This is a genomic window from Xenorhabdus sp. PB30.3 (genome assembly GCF_963895965.1).
Taxonomy (GTDB): domain Bacteria; phylum Pseudomonadota; class Gammaproteobacteria; order Enterobacterales; family Enterobacteriaceae; genus Xenorhabdus; species Xenorhabdus stockiae.
In genome coordinates this window covers 46,387-65,331 of record NZ_CAWQMW010000079.1, presented here as the reverse complement: position 1 = coordinate 65,331, position 18,945 = coordinate 46,387, and the positions used below count along the sequence as shown (strand labels likewise).

At 41.7% G+C, this 18,945-nt stretch carries 13 protein-coding genes; 3 read left to right on the top strand and 10 right to left on the bottom strand.

Annotated features, from left to right (window positions below; translation table 11 throughout):
- Nucleotides 1-420: 420 nt before the first annotated feature.
- From hemG to pepQ, 4 genes are read right to left on the bottom strand one after another with little or no spacing between them, the layout of a single operon-like run.
- Nucleotides 421-963: a menaquinone-dependent protoporphyrinogen IX dehydrogenase gene (hemG, locus tag AACX38_RS05810; RefSeq protein WP_228863724.1), complete on the bottom strand. Its 543-nt coding sequence runs from the start codon at nt 961-963 to the stop codon at nt 421-423.
- Nucleotides 964-985: 22 nt separating this feature from the next.
- Nucleotides 986-2,437: a Trk system potassium transporter TrkH gene (gene trkH, locus AACX38_RS05805; RefSeq protein ID WP_099120811.1), complete on the bottom strand. Its 1,452-nt coding sequence runs from the start codon at nt 2,435-2,437 to the stop codon at nt 986-988.
- Nucleotides 2,438-2,474: 37 nt separating this feature from the next.
- Nucleotides 2,475-3,086, bottom strand: coding sequence for an IMPACT family protein (locus AACX38_RS05800; protein WP_228863723.1), 612 nt, complete (start codon nt 3,084-3,086; stop codon nt 2,475-2,477).
- The gene (gene pepQ / locus AACX38_RS05795; protein WP_228863722.1) at nt 3,086-4,420 is read right to left on the bottom strand and encodes a Xaa-Pro dipeptidase; all 1,335 of its coding nucleotides are present in this window, start codon (nt 4,418-4,420) and stop codon (nt 3,086-3,088) included. The genes AACX38_RS05800 and pepQ overlap by 1 nt, the downstream gene beginning before the upstream one ends.
- Before the next feature lie 271 nt (nt 4,421-4,691).
- On the opposite strand from pepQ, the gene fadB reads away from it, so the two are divergent.
- Both fadB and fadA read left to right on the top strand, forming a co-directional pair.
- On the top strand, nt 4,692-6,878 hold the full coding sequence (fadB, locus tag AACX38_RS05790; protein WP_228863721.1) for a fatty acid oxidation complex subunit alpha FadB: 2,187 nt from the start codon (nt 4,692-4,694) through the stop codon (nt 6,876-6,878).
- An 11-nt stretch (nt 6,879-6,889) separates the two neighbouring features.
- Nucleotides 6,890-8,053, top strand: coding sequence for an acetyl-CoA C-acyltransferase FadA (gene fadA, locus AACX38_RS05785; protein ID WP_228863727.1), 1,164 nt, complete (start codon nt 6,890-6,892; stop codon nt 8,051-8,053).
- A gap of 129 nt (nt 8,054-8,182) precedes the next feature.
- Here fadA and fre read toward each other — a convergent pair whose 3' ends face one another.
- Complete coding sequence (fre, locus tag AACX38_RS05780; RefSeq protein WP_228863720.1) at nt 8,183-8,884, bottom strand: NAD(P)H-flavin reductase; 702 nt, start codon at nt 8,882-8,884, stop codon at nt 8,183-8,185.
- A 10-nt stretch (nt 8,885-8,894) separates the two neighbouring features.
- On the bottom strand, nt 8,895-10,367 hold the full coding sequence (ubiD, locus tag AACX38_RS05775) for a 4-hydroxy-3-polyprenylbenzoate decarboxylase (RefSeq protein ID WP_228863719.1): 1,473 nt from the start codon (nt 10,365-10,367) through the stop codon (nt 8,895-8,897).
- 638 nt (nt 10,368-11,005) lie between these two features.
- Here ubiD and rfaH point away from each other — a divergent pair.
- Complete coding sequence (gene rfaH / locus AACX38_RS05770) at nt 11,006-11,494, top strand: transcription/translation regulatory transformer protein RfaH (protein ID WP_099120801.1); 489 nt, start codon at nt 11,006-11,008, stop codon at nt 11,492-11,494.
- Between the two features lie 97 nt (nt 11,495-11,591).
- Here the strand turns inward: rfaH and AACX38_RS05765 are convergent, their stop codons facing one another.
- The 4 genes from AACX38_RS05765 to tssI are packed head-to-tail and all read right to left on the bottom strand — an operon-like array spanning nt 11,592 to nt 18,942.
- Nucleotides 11,592-12,560, bottom strand: coding sequence for a hypothetical protein (locus AACX38_RS05765; RefSeq protein ID WP_099120799.1), 969 nt, complete (start codon nt 12,558-12,560; stop codon nt 11,592-11,594).
- The gene (locus AACX38_RS05760; RefSeq protein WP_099120798.1) at nt 12,561-15,692 is read right to left on the bottom strand and encodes a toxin VasX; all 3,132 of its coding nucleotides are present in this window, start codon (nt 15,690-15,692) and stop codon (nt 12,561-12,563) included. It abuts the gene before it with no gap.
- Between the two features lie 17 nt (nt 15,693-15,709).
- Nucleotides 15,710-16,933 carry a DUF4123 domain-containing protein gene (locus tag AACX38_RS05755; protein ID WP_228863718.1) on the bottom strand — a complete coding sequence of 408 codons (1,224 nt, stop codon included), beginning with the start codon at nt 16,931-16,933 and terminating at the stop codon, nt 15,710-15,712.
- Nucleotides 16,933-18,942: a type VI secretion system tip protein TssI/VgrG gene (gene tssI / locus AACX38_RS05750; RefSeq protein ID WP_228863717.1), complete on the bottom strand. Its 2,010-nt coding sequence runs from the start codon at nt 18,940-18,942 to the stop codon at nt 16,933-16,935. Before tssI ends, AACX38_RS05755 begins: the two co-directional genes overlap by 1 nt.
- Nucleotides 18,943-18,945 lie beyond the last annotated feature (3 nt).

The window sequence follows — 18,945 nt, the reverse complement described above, 5'->3', positions numbered from 1 at the left end:
GAGCCATGATCAAACTCTTCAATTAAAAGTGTTTGATGCTCAAAGAATCGTTACTGTTAGTTCGTAATGAATTAACTGTTTCAGTCACTCTTCAAGACTTTAATCTTTTTTGCCTTTCGGCTGTCGATAGTGTCTTGCGAGTGCCCACACAGATTGTCTGATTATGTTGTTAAAGAGCATTGCAACCGAACATCTCGTTCCGGGTTGCGAGGCTGCGTATCTTACGCTTTTTGCCTCCGGAGTCAAGCGTTTATTTTCGCTTTCGTTCCGCTGTCCTGCGCGGCGTGTCTCAGCTCAGCGTCGGTCAGTGGTGGCGCATTATAGGGAGTTTTTCGGCCCTGACAATAGTTTTTTTGCATTTTATTTTCGTTCGTTTCTTTTTCCCTCAAAGCGCCGAAATAACCAACAAAAAGATTGCTTTTAAGCCTCTTTTTGAGGCTCTAGTTGTAAAAATGTCTGAGAAAAATGATCCACTTGGGCCCAGTCGGTGTATTCAATCTCTTTTGTTGTATCAGTTTCTCCTCCGGTCAGACGCATAATGAGCTGAATCATTATGCGATCAAACCAACGGTAGCGGGGATAAAGCAGTGCTCCGGCAAAAACATCGCACAAATCTGGCTGCCAAGGGCTTTTTACCAAAAACTTACGAACATAAGCATTCGTCTCAGGCGTTCTTTTTTCTGGTTTTCTTGCTGTTAAATTGACACTGAAGAAAGCTGTCGTTAGTTGATTCAATTGCTTTTGATGGCGTACAACAAACTTATGTAATACCGAATTAAAGTTCCCGTAACGTATTGAAGCCCCGATCATCACCTTATTATAAGGAAGCAAATTCATATGATTGACTGTCGCAAGATCTCTCAAGTCACAATTGATACCTGTCCGGCGAATATTTTCTGCAATACGCATGATTATTTTCTTAGTCTGTCCATCCTGTGTGGAATAGAGCAATAGGTAATTCATAAATACGCCTCTGTATCTTCGATTAATCGCGCCAGAAAGTTGGCGTAAATAAAACTAATAAAGTGAAAACTTCCAAACGCCCAAACAGCATTGTCACCACTAAAACCCATTTCGCTGTCGGGTTCATTGTAGTGAAGTTATCAGCTACCGTACCCAAGCCCGGCCCAAGATTATTCAGTGTTGCGGCAATAGCAGAGAACGCAGAAAACTCATCAACTCCTGTAGCAATAAGTAACAACATGCTAATAATGAAAACCAACGCATAAGCGGAGAAAAAACCCCAAACTGCTTCAATAATTTTTTCCGGTAATGCCCTACGCCCCAGTTTAATTGTGTATACCGCATTAGGATGAACTAACCGCTTCAATTCGCGGGAGCCTTGCAGAAACAACAACAAGATGCGGATGACTTTCAAACCCCCACCAGTCGATCCGGCACATCCGCCGACAAATGCAGAGCACAGTAACAGAAATGGCAGAAACAGCGGCCACTTAGCAAAACTGTCCGTCGTAAACCCTGCTGTAGTTGCCATAGACACAACCTGAAAGAAGGCATGGTTCAGTGCATTTAATTTTGATTCATAAACGGAGTGCTGCCACAAAACCAGCATACATATGACGACCAATGCCAGCTGGATACTGATAAACATGCGGAATTCAGGATCACGCCAATAAACTTTCAGGCTTCTTCCTGAAAGCACAGCAAAGTGCAAACCAAAGTTACAGCCAGAGATCAGCAGAAAAATTGCAATAATAGTATTAATCGTTGGGCTATTAAAAAAGCCTACGCTGGCATCATGGGTCGAGAACCCCCCTATCGCAATAGTAGAAAAGCTATGAGAAATAGCATCAAAAACTGACATCCCAGCTGCCCATAAGGCAACCGCACAGGCAATGGTTAACAAAACATAAATCAGCCAGAGAGTCTTTGCCGTTTCAGCAATACGAGGACGCATTTTATTATCTTTCAGTGGCCCCGGCATTTCAGCCCGATAAAGCTGCATTCCCCCTACCCCCAGCAAAGGCAGGATCGCAACCGCCAGTACGATGATTCCCATTCCTCCCAACCATTGCAGCATTTGCCGATAAAAGAGAATGGCTTTAGGAAGAGAATCAAGACCAACGAGTGTCGTTGCCCCTGTCGTCGTCAATCCTGAGAAAGATTCGAAAAAAGCATCAGTAATAGAAAGGTTAGGTTTTTCTGAGAAAATAAAAGGTAAAGCACCGACACTACCCAGTACAGTCCAGAACAGTACAACGATCAAGAAACCTTCCTTAGGTTTCAGTTCATATTTTTGTTCCCGATTGGGTACCCAAAGTACCAGACCAATCAGAAGTGCAAAGATGAATGTCTGACTGAAAGCTCTGCCGGCACCATCTCGGTAAATCAATGCCACCAACCCCGGAATAATCATTGTGACAGAGAAAATAATGACAAGTAGCCCGACAATACGGGTTATGGTGCGAAAATGCATTCAGCAGGTTCCTTCGAAATCCGGTATGACAAAATAATTATTCTTTTGATGTTAAAAATAGCGCCCCGCGACTTAAGTCACGTAATTTATTACCTATTTCATCAGCAAGGGTAGCAGGTAATGAGACTTGCAATGTAACATTTTCCGTATATTCACTGGCAAGTACTTGCCCTGAAAATTGCTGTAATAACTGTTCTACCATTGAGATTTGTGCATATTCACATTGTATCTGGTATTGTTTCTGTGGAACTTTATACTTTGTTTCCAATAGCTTAAGCGCCTGCTGAACGCCATTACCGTAGGCTTTCACTAACCCCCCGGTACCCAGTTTAATTCCCCCAAAATAACGGACGGATATAGCAGTGATCTCCCCTAAACCGCTTCCTATCAATTGTGCAATCATCGGTTTACCCGCGGTTCCGGTAGGCTCTCCATCATCTGAAAAACCTAACTGCTGAGAATCATCGGGAGCGCCAGCAACAAAAGCCCAGCAGTGATGCCGGGCATCAGGGTATTGCTGTTTAATGCGTTGAATAAACGATTTTGCTTCATCAACCCCGCTGGTATGCTCCAGCAGGGTAATAAAACGACTTTTCTTTATTTCTTCAGTAAAGCTGACTGAAGCCGCTGGAATTAAATAAGGCTTCATTACGGCAACTGTAAATCTCTGGTCATATTTTCAATTTTTCCATCATGGATAACGATATTATCTTCAATGCGAATACCACCATATGGCTTGAGTGCCTCGATCTTTTTCCAGTCGAAGTGTTTGCTGTATTCGCTGACACGCCACGGTGCCAATAAGGTTTCAATAAAATAAAGCCCCGGCTCAATGGTCAAAACCATTCTTGGCTCCAGAACACGTGTGCAACGCAAATAAGGATACATTTCCGGCGCAGCCAAATGAGTTCCGGTATCATCCTGCATAAATCCGGCGGAATCATGTACCTGCAAGCCAAGCGGGTGACCAAGGCCGTGAGGGAAAAATGGCGCTGTCAGCCCTTTTTCAACCATAGCTTCTTCACTAATCCCATTAATGATATCGTGTTTTTTCAGCAACCTGGCTATGCGATAGTGCATATTGATATGATAATCGGTATACCGGGTACCCGCTTTGATCGTGGTTATAATTGCCTGCTGTTCGTCATTCAGCCCTTTAATCAGAGAAGCAAACTCACTATTTGATTTCGCTGCATAAGTTCTGGTGATATCCGCCGCATAGCCATTATATTCTGCCCCCGCATCAATCAAAAAACTGCGAATTTCAGCCGGTACCGTTTGTTGCAACTTTGTATAGTGCAAAACAGCAGCATTTTCATTCAGTGCGATAATATTGTCATAAGGAACATCAGTATCACGGTGGCCTGTTGCGATCAGATAGAACATATTGATTTCGAACTCGCTGACACCTGACAAAAACGCATCATGTGCCGCCATATGGCCATTCACTGCTGTCTTCTGCGCTTCACGCATACAGGCCAGTTCGTAATCTGTCTTATAGGAACGATGGAAGCTTAAATAATCTAAAACGGCTTTGGGGTTAAGATTATGTTCGGAGATCCCCAGCGATTTCGCACGTTCAACTTGTTCGCCGATGTAAGCCGTATGTTGCTTTGAAAAGCCATTCAGTGCTGCGTTGATATCTTCGGCACTGGCCAGATGGAACATTTCCACTTCTTCCGTCCAGTATCCGTGAGGAAGTGGTTCCACACTGTGCCAATAATCCACTGGGGAATAAAACCATAATTTGGGTTTATTGACACCATCGATCCATAACCAGCAATTCGGTACTTTGGTTACAGGAACCCATGCCTTGAAATGTGCATTTGCCTTAAACGGATAATGGCTATCATCGAGAAATACTCGTAATAACTCACCAGAGTGAATAAGCAGGGCGTCAAGCTGACTGCGTGCTAATATTTCTTTAGCACGCTTTTGCAAAATTTTAATATGTTCTTGATACAGAGATGCCAACTTTTCCATTTTATGAACCTTTGGGTTATCTGGCCGGAATTTCAATTTTACCACAATACATTATTTTTCGTGTCATCACTGAAAATCAACTTAATAAGAATTAACTGATAATATTTATATTTTTCAAATAAATAATAAAAAATAGCACTTCCCATCATAAATCTTACCTGTGATCCGCCCTACAAAAAATTAATCATTGGTTTGCATTCACTTAACACACTAATCACAATCAACTGCATCTGGTCATACCAGATGGTATGCACTCATTGAGGAGAATGACATGCTCTACCTAAGTGAAACTATTCAAGTAAACTGGCTGAAAGATGGCATTGCAGAACTGATCTTCAATGCGTCAGCCGCAATTAATAAACTGGATACCAAGACTGTTGCATCACTGGATAAGGCAATTGCCACCCTTGAACAACAATCTGAATTAAAAGGGCTATTAATCCGCTCTGAAAAACAGGCCTTTATTGTCGGTGCGGATATCACAGAATTTTTATCTTTATTCAGCGCTCCGGCAGAAAAACTGCATGAATTACTGAATCTCGCTAATAACATTTTCAATCGAATTGAAGACCTTGCTGTTCCTACAGTCTCCGCAATCAATGGGTATGCGCTTGGTGGCGGTTGCGAGTTAGTACTTGCCACTGATTTTCGCGTAGCATCCCCTGATCTTCGAATCGGTTTACCAGAAACAAAACTAGGTATTATGCCGGGTTTTGGTGGCTCAGTTCGTATGCCACGCTTGATCGGAACTGATAATGCCCTTGAAATTATTACAGCCGGCAAAGATATCGGTGCTGAAGAAGCGTTGAAAAATGGCTTGGTTGATGCCGTTGTGCCTACAGAGAAGTTGGTTGACTCTGCTGTTTCTATTCTGGAACAGGCTATTCAAGGTGATTTAGACTGGCAAGCCGCCCGTCAACCTAAACTAGTACCGCTTAGCCTTAATGCGATTGAACGCACCATGAGTTTCACTGTGGCAAAAGGCATGGTAATGAAAGTCGCAGGGCCTCATTATCCGGCTCCTATTACTGCGGTAAAAACCATTGAAAAAGCAGCGACTCTGAATCGCGATGAAGCATTAAAACTGGAAAGTGATAGCTTCGTGATGCTGGCACATACATCAGTTGCCCGTGCTTTGGTCGGGATCTTCCTGAATGATCAGTCTGTAAAAGGTCTGGCAAAAAAACATCTGAAAGAAGTTTCAACACCTCAACATGCCGCTGTTCTGGGCGCGGGTATTATGGGTGGAGGTATCGCTTACCAATCAGCACGTAAAGGTGTGCCGGTTCTGATGAAAGATATTAATCAGAAAGCACTGGATCTCGGCATGAACGAAGCGGCTAAATTACTGAACAAACAGTTTGAGCGCGGACGTCTGGATGCAATGAAGATGGCTAAGATTTTGTCATCAATCCACCCAACGCTGGATTATGCCGGTATTGAGCAATCTCAGGTTGTAGTCGAAGCGGTTGTTGAAAACCCGAAAATTAAAGCGGCAGTTCTGGCAGAAACAGAATCTCATATTAATGATGATTGTATTCTGGCATCCAACACTTCCACTATTCCCATCACTGAATTAGCCAAATCACTGAAGCGACCAGAAAACTTCTGTGGTATGCACTTCTTTAACCCGGTTCACCGTATGCCGCTGGTTGAAGTCATTCGTGGAGAAAAAACATCAGAAAAAACAATTTCTGCTGTTGTTGCCTATGCCAGCAAAATGGGCAAAACCCCGATTGTTGTGAATGATTGTCCGGGCTTTTTCGTAAACCGTGTTCTATTCCCATATCTGGCCGGCTTTGGCATGTTATTGCGAGATGGTGGTGATTTCCGTCAAATCGACAAAATCATGGAAAAAGAATTTGGCTGGCCGATGGGCCCTGCATATCTGATTGATGTAGTTGGGATTGATACTGCCCATCACGCACAAAGCGTTATGGCACAAGGTTTTCCTGAGCGTATGAGCCGTGATTATCGGGATGCCATTGATGTCTTGTTTGAAAACCAGCGTTATGGCCAGAAAAATGGTGTTGGTTTCTATAAATACACTCAGGATAGAAAAGGTAAACCGAAAAAAGAGCAGGACGAAACCACTGATCAGTTACTGGCAGGTGTAAGCCAGCCTAAACAGGCTTTCTCTGGCGAAGATATCATTGCCCGTACCATGATCCCAATGATTAACGAAGTTGTTCGCTGTCTGGAAGAAGGTGTGATTGCCAGCCCTGCAGAAGCAGACATGGCGCTGGTTTATGGTTTAGGTTTCCCTCCATTCCACGGCGGTGTTTTCCGTTATCTGGATACAATGGGAACAGCAGCCTATGTGAAACTGGCTGAAAGCTATGCCCATTTAGGTGCACTTTATCAGGTTCCAGCCGGCCTGAAAGCGAAAGCTGAGAGCAATGAAAGTTACTATCCTGCGGCAGCAAAACTTGCTGTTAATTCAGGTGAAATAGCGTGAGGTCTGAAAACATGGAAAACGTAGTCATTATTGATGGTATCCGTACCCCGATGGGGCGCTCAAAAGGTGGAGTATTCCGTCAGACCCGTGCCGAAGATCTCTCAGCACATTTGATGAAGTCACTCCTTAAACGTAACCCATTAGTACAACCTGAGCAGATTGATGATATCTCTTGGGGGTGTGTACAACAAACACTGGAACAAGGATTTAATATTGCCCGTAATGCAGCCTTGCTGGCAGGGCTTCCTCATTCAGTACCCGCGGTTACCGTGAACCGTCTGTGTGGTTCTTCGATGCAATCATTGCATGATGCTACCCGCATGATCATGACAGGAGATGCCAATATTGCCATGATTGGTGGTGTTGAGCACATGGGCCACGTGCCGATGACTCATGGTGTCGATTTCCACCCTAAATTAAGCCGTAATGTCGCAAAAGCTGCGGGTGTAATGGGTCTGACCGCTGAAATGCTGGCAAAAATGCATGGTATCAGCCGTGAAATGCAGGATGAATTTGCTATGCGTTCACATCAGCGCGCTGCACAGGCGACAGAGTCAAAAGCCTTTGCCAGCGAAATTGCTCCTCTGCACGGGCACGATGCTGACGGAAACATTCAGCTTGTTAATTTTGATGAGGTTATCCGCCCGGATACTAATCTGAAAGATTTAGCTGGTCTGCGCCCTGTCTTTGACCCAGTCACGGGTAGTGTAACCGCCGGTAACTCTTCAGCACTTTCAGACGGTGCATCAGCAATGCTGGTCATGAGTGAAAGTAAAGCACGTGAACTGGGATTGAAGCCTCGTGCCCGTATCCGCTCAATGGCGGTTGTTGGCTGCGATCCTTCTATCATGGGTTATGGCCCTGTTCCAGCAACACAAATGGCATTGAAAAAAGCCGGTCTGACTCTTTCGGATATTGACCTGTTTGAATTAAACGAAGCATTTGCTGCCCAGTCTCTGGCATGTATGAAGGGGCTGAATCTGCTGGATAGTATGGATGACAAAATTAACCTGAATGGTGGTGCTATTGCACTTGGTCATCCATTGGGCTGTTCTGGTACCAGGATCACAACAACCTTGCTGAATCTGATGGAGCGTAAAGATGTCCAGTTCGGATTAGCAACCATGTGTATCGGGCTGGGTCAGGGTATTGCCACGATTATTGAAAGAGTTTAGCTATCGGAGTAGCTGACGATTATTTGTGAGTATTTTCCCCTTGTCTGTCTTATCTATTGCATCACTCGAATAAGTTGTTGCCGTAGTTTCCCGCCTGTCAGGGGCGGGTTTTTTTATTATTGCTATAAATCAGATAAACTCGAACGCATCACCATACATACGCTCAAGAGAAGCATCACGCTCACTGCAAAACCGTTCACGGGCAATTTTAGCCATTTCAAAACGGCCGGCGATATAAATGTCATACGGAGCTAAATTGCTAAAATCCTCCAGAACAGCACTTAATACAGTTCCGGTCCTTCCCCGCCAATTACCATCAGCCTGCTCAACCACAGGAACGACGGTTAAATTAGAGTAATGTTCACTTAAAGACTGTAACTCACCCAAATCATAGAGGTGTTGCAGCTCACGCCCACCCCAATAAATTGCAATTTCGCGCTCAGGATCGTTCTCTAAGGCAGCCAGTAAAATAGAACGGGTATATGAAAATCCGGTTCCTCCTGCAATTAATAGCATCGGGTTTTTACTGTCTTCACGAAACCACGCTTGCCCGTGTGGAATATCAATATCAATAACTTTCTGATCCAGGATCCTATCCATCACCGCCATTGCATACAGGTTCAATTCAGAAGCCCCTATGTGCAATTCAATCGTCTGTTTTTCTGATGGCGATGATGCCATAGAGAAGGGGCGTTTATCCCTCTCATCCATCACGACCATAAGGTATTGCCCTGCACGAAAAGAAAAAGGCGAATCAGGTAATAAACGAACCCGATAAACTGTATCTGTAATGGAGTCAACCGATGTTACTTTACAGCTTAGTGTTGTCATGCGTTCCCTCTTATCGCTTCAAAATATCTAATTGATCCCAAATTTCATCGACACGGGCCCGGATCTCATCACTCATGACAATCGGACGCCCCCATTCCCTTTGTGTCTCTCCCGGCCATTTATTGGTTGCATCTAATCCCATTTTTGAGCCAAGCCCGGAAACAGGTGATGCAAAATCGAGATAGTCAATTGGTGTATTTTCCATTAAGACAGTATCCCGTTGCGGATCCATCCGCGTTGTTATTGCCCAGATAACATCATTCCAGTCTCGGGCATTAATGTCATCATCACAGACAATCACAAATTTTGTGTACATAAATTGCCGCAGATATGACCAAACACCCATCATGACCCGTTTGGCATGCCCTGCATATTGTTTTTTCATCGTAACGACGGCAAGCCGATAAGAACAACCCTCAGGAGGTAGATAAAAATCGACAATTTCAGGAAATTGTTTTTGCAGGATAGGTACCAGTACTTCATTCAATGCAACGCCCAATACAGCCGGTTCATCCGGTGGGCGCCCTGTATAGGTAGAGTGGTAGATAGCATCACGACGCTGGGTAATGTGAGTAATGGTAAATACAGGAAACATATCTATTTCATTATAATAACCAGTATGGTCACCATATGGCCCTTCCGGTGCCATTTCACCCGGCTCAATATACCCTTCGAGGATAATCTCAGCGCTGGCAGGCACTTCCAATTCATTGGATAAACATTTCACAACTTCCGTTTTATGCCCACGCAACAATCCGGCAAAAGCATATTCAGACAGGGTATCAGGCACAGGCGTAACAGCGCCTAAAATTGTGGCAGGATCCGCACCCAGAGCAACAGAAACAGGAAAACGCTCCCCCGGATGAGACTGACACCATTCCTGAAAATCGAGTGCCCCACCGCGATGTGATAGCCAGCGCATGATAAGCTTATTTTTACCTAAAACTTGCTGACGATAGATACCCAGATTCTGGCGTTCTTTATTTGGCCCTCTGGTTACGGTCAGGCCCCATGTAATCAAAGGAGCAGCATCTTCTGGCCAACAGTGCATCACCGGAATTCGGGTCAAATCAACGTCATCTCCTTCCCAGACCAGCTCCTGACAAGGCGCAGAACTAAGACGCTTAGTTGGCATATTTAAAACTTGTTTGAATTTAGGCAAATTACCAACCAAATCACGAAAACCTTTTGGTGGCTCCGGCTCTTTGAGAAAGGCCAGCAACTTGCCAACATCGTGCAGAGCTTTAACATCATCCTGCCCCATCCCCATCGCAACCCGTTTAGGTGTCCCAAACAGATTACATAAAACAGGCATCGAGTATCCTTTTGGGTTTTCAAACAACAAGGCAGGCCCACCGGCACGAAGAGTACGATCCGCGATTTCGGTCATTTCCAGATAGGGATCAACTTCCATACTAATTCGTTTTAATTCACCAGATTGTTCCAGCAAGGAAAGAAAGTCTCTTAGATCGCGGTATTTCATATTATTCAATTATGCCGATTTTTAAGGGGGAAGGACATTATAAGCTCTCGAATGCAGGTTACAAGGTAAACTCATAACTTACTAAAAATCAATGAATTTATTGTATTCTTGTGGGTCAAATTGCTAAGACACAGAGAAACGTTGTTCAGCCTCCATGCCTGCTTATCAAATTGCACGAAAAACGTCTGATTACGTAGATAAATTTTAAGCTATTCATTTACACCAATAAAATAGTGCTATCCTCTTAATATGCGTTTTTCAAAAAATAAACTATTCTGCAATTTTATCTATAAAAATCATTTTAATTCATAATGATAAGTAAAATGAAACGATTATCTGTTTAATAATGATACACAATGGATTTCAAGACGCACCGTGGCGGCAGGAGAGCGTCAAATTCGTCGGAAACGAGTTTGTTCAGCCAACAAAGAAGCAACTTGAAAGACAAAGTGTATAAGATATGGGTTTTGGCCTGTAAAACACGTTACTGCCTGTAAAAACATGTCATTTTCTTTAAACACATTTTTCACTTTATATATGATTTGCTTATATTGGTTTTGTTATGCCTCATTTTATAGGTGATTCTGGTATATCGGTTTTGTTATGCTTAGTACATTGTGTAATGGAGTCGGAATATTATGGGAAATTGGTATCTTCTTTATTGTAAACGCGGGCAAATCTCTCGGGCGGTAGAAAACCTGGAGAGACAGGATGTCATTTGCCTGACACCCACAGCCAAAATTGAAAAAATTATACGGGGTAGAAGAACGACCGTAACCGAACCTCTTTTTCCGAACTACCTTTTTGTGAACTTTGATCCAGAAGTTATTCATACCACCACGGTTAATTCAACGCGGGGGGTTAATCACTTTATCCGTTTCAGTACATACCCAGCGGTTGTCCCACAACAATTAATCGATGAATTAATGAATGCGACTGAACAGGAATTCACTGCACCAGAAACCCCTGTTTCCGGTGATACTGTTCTGATAACTGAAGGGATTTTTGAAGGGATTCAGGCCATTTATAATGAACCAGATGGAGAAACTCGTTCAATTCTTCTGCTGAATATTTTGAATAAAGAAGTTTCCAAGGTATTAGATAATAAACAATTTACAAAACTCTAATTCAACCTAATTATACTTAAACCGTCATTAATATCTTTTTTTTATAACAAAAGATACTCAATGACGGTTTTTTGCTGTTTAACTGTTTTTCCAACTGCTATTTGGGGTCAGTAGCCTTTCTCGACGGCCCAAGCCTGTCTAGTTCCGCTAAGATTGCCGAAATCTGTTGTTCCCAATCGGTTGGTTTTATTTGTTTACGAAACCACGGCAATCTCTCTTGGCGTTTAAAATCAACTGAACTGACTGCTTCTTTCCCCTGTAACAAATATTTTGACATAAATGCCAAGATATAAATCTTATCCTCATCCGAGTTGAAAAGACTGAGATAAGGAATGAAAAATTGGTATGTCAATTCATTTTTTTCGTTTAGTCCATAACATTTGAAATGCAAAATATTATTAGTAAACGCCACTTCTAATTCTTTATAACGCGATACATACACTTTCCCTTTTTTCCAGGTATAAAAAAGTTTCCTTTCATGATCAATAATGAAATTTGCAGGCTTACGTAGTCGTAATAATATGCTAATCAAAAGAATATTGGCGATAAGAAAAAACAACCCAAAGCTTGCATCTATAATCAGGTATCGTCTAGCCCTTTCTTCACCATAATAACTACCCTTAGAATATTTTATATGGAAATAATCCAATAATGATACTTTTTCATCATCTGATATTATCTGTAATGATTTAACATATTCAGGTGCATTGGGATTTAAATAAAATTTCTCTCCATAACGTTTTTTGGCATTCTGTACAGACCAAAGATAACCTTCCTCATTAGCTTTCCATACTGTAACAAAATTATTAATAAAAAAACCAAGACATAACATAAATCCAATCATCAAAGGTATTATAACTTCTTTTCTGGCTCTTATGATATTATGACGAAATTGACATTCCTTGTCATTTATTACGTCCAAAAAACCTGCACGTTTTACAGTTTTATCATTCAACAAAATTATTTTTCCCTCTAGAACAGGATCACCAAATGTAGACAATGGTTCTGTTGGAGATGTTTTCACTTTAAAAATTTTTTTAAGTGTTTTTTTTATTAACTCACTCATTTAACATAATACCTCATCTTCATATCCATAAATTGCATTTTCTAACGTTGGTTCTTTTCCCCACTTATAGTGAAGAGGAGAAACATTATCTTTTGTTGGCTTATAATACCAAAAAACCTTCATATATTCAGAGTACTTTTCTTCTACTTCAACTGTTAACGTAGTTAAACCACTCCTCTCATCATAAATTAAATTTTCACGATTTTTACTAGCAATATTAATTGCTTTATTGAATTTATCTTTTGCTACAGAATAACAGTATCTACTATAACTACGTTCAACTATTGATGCATCCGGATCACTATAGCCATCAGACAAAGTTGATGGTATAACTTCATGATATATATTTGACTCTCCCCATTTAAAGTTAGGCAGTATAAATTTATAAATTATCTTTCCTTGTTTATTATTTTCAATTTTTAAAATTGGTTTCGTAAAGAAATTCAAAAACTCCTGCATCTCAACAACATATGAATCATTTACTCCTTTTTCTACTTTTTTTATTTTCTCAAATTGTTCCTCTAAAGGTTTTCGATCTTCATCTGTACTCCAAAAAGCATACTTCTCTCCATTACCCCAAAAGCAATTCTTTAATAAAGTTTTAAAATCGACCCAATTGAAGTATATAGCTGCAAATGTTCCACCAAGCATTAGTGAAGCTCCTAGTGCAATAACAAGACTAATTCCAAAGGTCACTTCAGATGTTGCTAGCGCTATAGACCACCCAACAGCCATCATTATTGAGCCTGTGCCTATTGCAACATGGGAATAAGCTTCCTTATTATTACCAAAGCCAAAAGAATTATAAGCATCATAATAAGAAAGTACACCGCTCACGAACCCTGTCGCAATTAATCCACCATTTACTGCCCTTGTCATTACAGCGCTTTCTAACATAAGTTTACGTGAAATAGAATTTAATAATGCTCTTGCGGCAGGTCTATTCAATTTATCTGCTAATTTAGCTGTAACTTTAAGAAAATCTCCACCAATAGCAGAGGAACCTTTTGCTGCAATTAATCCTCCTAGGATAGTATTCGCATAGCTTGAAACATAATAATATGGAAGTCTATTTGCATTAAATGGTGCATTCTTATCGAAACGCGACATTGATGTCATTTGATATAACACATAACTTTTCATGAATAAATCCAATCCGGTTAAGCTAGACTTTAACACATATCCAGTAGGTTTATTTAAATAATAAAATAACTTAAAATTAAGATTTAATTCTGGCCTTTTAAGTTTAATTAACGGTATTTTTATTTTTAAATTGTTATTATAACCATCCAATATGTTAGACCAGTCAAACACTTTTTTACCAAAAAATTTTTTCGAGCCAGATTTAACATGGGCCACACCTTTCTTAAATAGCCCTGATAAACCTTGGTTTTCATAATCTTCAACTTTTTTTAGAAATTTATAATACTCTTTTTCAGTTAACTCAGCATATTGACCTTGCTTTATTTCAAGACCAAAATATTCTAAAACATTAGGAACCAATTTATGTGTTATCTGTTTAACACTCAATACATGCAAATGTAATATTCCTTTATACGATATTTCTGTTGTAAATACAAAAAGTCTAGCAAGCAAATTACCAACGGCACTGAATATTATATCCACTCCTCGATTAAGAAACTTTGCAATGGAACCCTTATTAACTCCATCATGTCCCAATGAATTCACTATTCCATTAAGAGCAACATTCCACGCACTATTTTCTTCTATGGCCAATGGACCAGCAATAATACTTTCCATCGCCAAAAACCCCTCTTCTGAATGCTTCAGTGGTTCCATTAATTCATTGTATAAAATGCAGAACTCCGCAAACTCTCTTGCATCATCTTCAGTAAAAATATCTTTCTTATCAGATACAGAAAAAAAATTTTTAAAATAATGTGTCAGCCCACCTAACTTACCGGCAATCATTCCACCTTCAAAGAAATGATTATATAAATCAAGAATATCCTTCTTTTTATTCTTTATATCATTAATTGGAATAGTTAATTTAGGCCACCAAGTTTTCCAATTTTCTTGGTGAATACATTCCTCTACATATTTCTTTATTTCCTCATTTTTTGAGGAAGATAATATTTCAATAAAATTCCCTATTGTAAGAGGATAAATATTAGTTACACCATAATTCAGCTCCCAAAGATTAAGTAACATATATGCCATCAAAATATCACGTTGATACCCCACAGGATCATTCAATACCACAATCTTCGCTTTGTCCTTATAATGAGGGCAGATAAGGCTGTCTATATAACGCATTTCCATATCTGAATTCATGAAAAAACTGCCATCAATCGAGATATCCCCTAAATCAGCAGATTGCAAAGCTGGATCAGATAATTGTTTTTTGTATGTCTGAAATTGTCTTTCTGGATCTTTAAAATCTTCTACTAATCCGTCAAAATGCTCTTGTTTGGCATCAATGGCATAGTCTGATTGTTCACTATCTAAATCTACAAATTGCATCGCATTCCTTCGAAACTCTTTGTCATTATCCATCTTCTTCAGGATAGATTTAGAAAGCTTTACTTCACTGTAAACGATACTGATTTTGGTCACATCTTTATCCATTGCCAGAAAAGGATAGCCTAAACCTGCTGTACCACTAGCTGGATGAATTTCTTCCCACGCAGAACTCCCAGCTTTTTGCTCATACTTGGTATATTTGGTGACCATCCCTCTTTTGCCTTCTAGGGTGACAATTTCAGGGCTGAATTTGAAAATTAATAATTTTCCATCCCGTTGAGATCCTCTGGTTTTAATCGGCCCTTCTTCTTTGACATAAATCCAGCCAGCTCTTGGCATTCGGATGCTATATCCCCTCAAAACGCTTGCACTTAATGAATCATCATAAGGATCAATAAAAGCACTTATTGGCGGCGGTAATTGAGCACTTAACAATTCGTCACCAAAAAAATTCATATAAGCATATCTGACAGGATAAATCGGCCTGATATTGGCATCACACGGTCTGACAACAGTATCCATGTCCAGCTGATGTGGCATACGCGCCTGCGCCTCATCAACTATTTTTTCAAAGACCTGTTTTGCTTTTTCAGAAGCTGTCTCAACAGCTTCGCCAGTTTTCGTAAAGATAGAATCAACACTGTCCATTTCTCTTTTTTCCTATGTTATTTTGCAATCCGATTCTTAAAACTATTGTTAAAACAATACTCATAACAACTCAGCGCCCTTACTTCTTGCGCCTGAGATTCTGCACACGCATACTCCCATGCCCGTAACCACAGTTCTTCATCATCACGAGCCAAACTTCTGGCTGCCACCAAGTAAAGCACTGAGCGTTGATGAGCAAATCCAGCCAGACAAACCAGATTGCTTTGTTGCAGTACAAACGTGGGAAGTTGTGCTTTTTGCTGTGATGTAAGTTCGGGTTGTGTCTCTTCGATGAATTTGACAATTTGTGCGAGCGCACGTTGTTGTGTTTGTTCCGCAAGGCTACTGATTAAAACAGCGTTGATGGTGACGGGCGCAGTTTTATCCTTACCCAGTGCATTTTCAGCCAGAGACAAGGAGTAATATTGCTTAGTCTGAGAATCGAAATACCCGACTTGCTGAATCGGATGCATAAAATGCATCAACTGCTCATCCGGTAAGCTTTTCAGCAGTGGAATCAATCCCAAAGGAACATAAAAGCGATAGAACATCCATGTTTGTTGTTGTTCGTTTTTCAGATAGGTGAATTTACGCAAGTGATTACGTAACGCCCTAAAAGGCTGGTCACTTTCGATAAAAATACCCAACGCTGATGCCATTGGTTGAGTAATTATTTGCCGGAAGCGGGAATACGCATCGCCACTCTCGGTTAATTCCACCAAATAAGGGGCGCTATCTTCCAAAGTGACCTGGGTTTCCCCCTGAAACAGGCTTTCCCAGCACAGGTTAGAAACCATCAGGTCAGCGCTTAAAAAACTGCCCATGACCTGACGATAAACAGCAGCATCCAACACAGCATAACGATATTTCGTCTCAGGTTTTTCCGGCATGCTGTCTGTAACAACAAATTGCAATACACCACGCTCAGCAGGCAGAGGTAAGCTATTATTACGTTCATTCAACGATATCACACGCTCGCCCTGTTCCTGCCCTTGCCGGAAACGTCGCAACAATGGCAGCTCCTGTCGAGAACTGGTGGTGAGATAATCCAATAATGGCTGAATGGTTTGATATTGGCCGGGGGAATGCCCTGCATTCAGCAAATACTCCACCAGCTCAGAAAGCGCCTGACGTTCACTTTTAGCATGAATAATCGCCTGTGCAGAGAACAAATCCCCCTCTTTGTTGGTGAATGAGTAATCCACTATCCAGTGCTCAGAACAATCGGGTAACCAAAACATTATTCAGATGACTCCTTGAGCTTTTTGGCTTTTTCCCTGCAATCCTCCGCCATTGCCAAACCTTCATTGGCTGAGCCATCTAAAGATGGAACCGACCCCGGGCTACCTCCCATTACGGAAACATTCCCCTGTAAGGTGATTTTTCCGGTAATTGTGACACCCTGCCCATCCAGCAGAATCGAACCCGCTTTACCCTTAATTAGTACGGATTCACTGGCCTGTAACGAGTGCATCTTGGTCAGAGTCTGAATGTTATTAACCACATTCAGCGTATAATTGTTATTGACCTTAGCGGTCTTGTCCCTACCGATTTCTTGCAGGTGATCTGCGAATATCTTCTCTTCCCAGCTATTATTAATGCGGGTTTTGCGATCCTTAGTGATAGTTTCAAACTGATTCAGATCAATCTGAACATGCTGTTCATGCATGATCCGGATGAATTCATCGTTGCCGACTTCATGTTTACGGTTATTCAGTACATTGTGACTTTCATCGTGACCCACACGCTGGGTTTTATCGTGGTTTATCTGGATAAGCTGATCTTTCTGGGCGTGAATATAGATCTCTTCACTGCCTTTGGCATCTTCAAAGCGCAGTTCATTAAACCCTTCCCCTTTGTGAGTACGCGTTTTAAATGTCGTACGTGTCTTTTCTGCCGGCAAATCCAGTGGCGGTCGATTACGTCCGTTGTAGGTACATCCAGTGACTATCGGACGATCAATATCACCATTAAGGTAGGAAATAATCACTTCCTGACCGATGCGCGGAATTGCCATAAAACCGTAGCCATCACCGTTCCAGCCCTGTGCTACCCGCACCCAGCAGGAAGCTCGGTCATCTGCTTCATCATAACGGTTCCAATGGAAATGGACTTTAATCGCACCATGTTTATCAACATAGATTTCTTCACCTTCCGGCCCCACGACTGTTGCCACTTCATCCCCGTCTGCCAGCGGCTTATGGCGGAATGGTGGGCGCCAGTCCTGTCTTCCGGGAATAAACGTAACATTATTGGTTAAGGTTGTTCCTTCCCCCACATCCCCGGAGGCCTGTGGTTGATGACCATGATGTGTGACAGTAATAACCTGCCAGCGATCATTCATCGCCATAATCGGATGGGATTGCAAAACAAAGATCCGACCGGGCCTTAGTTTGATACAGTTAGTACTCGCTTTACCGACTTTGCTCTGGTTTTGTAACTGCTCCAAACGCAATTGAGTAAAAGGGCGACCTTCTGCATCCACTTGAAAACGACCATAACTTTCAAAGACAGAGTGGTTGCCGCCATCGTCCAACGCCGCCGCATGTTGTAGCGGATAAGAAGGCCGGAGGAAGTTATTATCTTTATGGATCGTTTCATCCGGGCACAGATATTCGCCATAATTCCACTGCCATGCAGTCGAATCACTGTTATCCGTGTTTGCCTGCACGTTGTAGGTCAGAGTCAGCGCTGCCAGCATGCCAAGGTGGGAGTTACTGTAAAATAGTTTGTCTTCCTCAAACCAAAACATGATGCCTTCTTCCGCCGCCAGCCGGCACCAGAATTCATAGGCAGACTCTCGTTTCTGGGTGGTATATTCACGTATCGAATGCTGTTGGTGATCTTTGTAGAATTTGCTGTCTGCTTTAATGCGGTGCTCTTTCAGCAACTGGCTGAGAATATCCGGCACGGATTGATGATGGAAAATCCGGCTATCCTGATTGAGGGTCATTAGCCACATTTCCGGTCGGATAATAAAAGTATAATAGGTACGCCGTCCGTCGGTATTTCCCTGTTCTGCTCCTGCCACAACACCATTGATCGTTCGCTCAATCGCACCATCCCGAATAACTGTCAAAGCGGCGCTGGCACCTAATTGTTCACTGAGTCCAACATTGTCAAAAGAACTGACTACTGTCATCGATAAGTGAAAGAGTTGTGACAACCCTTCTTGTAAGCTGAAATCTACGACCTGAAATGTAGTGAGTGGCAGTGAACCTATCTGACATGTAAAAACTAATCCATCCATTGT

What these genes read in the sequence shown, in the direction of transcription:
- hemG (WP_228863724.1), bottom strand. Translation starts at nt 963, where the DNA reads ATGAATTACCTATTGCTCTATTCCACACAGGATGGACAGACTAAGAAA.
- trkH (WP_099120811.1), bottom strand. Translation starts at nt 2,437, where the DNA reads ATGCATTTTCGCACCATAACCCGTATTGTCGGGCTACTTGTCATTATT.
- AACX38_RS05800 (WP_228863723.1), bottom strand. Translation starts at nt 3,086, where the DNA reads ATGAAGCCTTATTTAATTCCAGCGGCTTCAGTCAGCTTTACTGAAGAA.
- pepQ (WP_228863722.1), bottom strand. Translation starts at nt 4,420, where the DNA reads ATGGAAAAGTTGGCATCTCTGTATCAAGAACATATTAAAATTTTGCAA.
- fadB (WP_228863721.1), top strand. Translation starts at nt 4,692, where the DNA reads ATGCTCTACCTAAGTGAAACTATTCAAGTAAACTGGCTGAAAGATGGC.
- fadA (WP_228863727.1), top strand. Translation starts at nt 6,890, where the DNA reads ATGGAAAACGTAGTCATTATTGATGGTATCCGTACCCCGATGGGGCGC.
- fre (WP_228863720.1), bottom strand. Translation starts at nt 8,884, where the DNA reads ATGACAACACTAAGCTGTAAAGTAACATCGGTTGACTCCATTACAGAT.
- ubiD (WP_228863719.1), bottom strand. Translation starts at nt 10,367, where the DNA reads ATGAAATACCGCGATCTAAGAGACTTTCTTTCCTTGCTGGAACAATCT.
- rfaH (WP_099120801.1), top strand. Translation starts at nt 11,006, where the DNA reads ATGGGAAATTGGTATCTTCTTTATTGTAAACGCGGGCAAATCTCTCGG.
- AACX38_RS05765 (WP_099120799.1), bottom strand. Translation starts at nt 12,560, where the DNA reads ATGAGTGAGTTAATAAAAAAAACACTTAAAAAAATTTTTAAAGTGAAA.
- AACX38_RS05760 (WP_099120798.1), bottom strand. Translation starts at nt 15,692, where the DNA reads ATGGACAGTGTTGATTCTATCTTTACGAAAACTGGCGAAGCTGTTGAG.
- AACX38_RS05755 (WP_228863718.1), bottom strand. Translation starts at nt 16,933, where the DNA reads ATGTTTTGGTTACCCGATTGTTCTGAGCACTGGATAGTGGATTACTCA.
- tssI (WP_228863717.1), bottom strand. Translation starts at nt 18,942, where the DNA reads ATGGATGGATTAGTTTTTACATGTCAGATAGGTTCACTGCCACTCACT.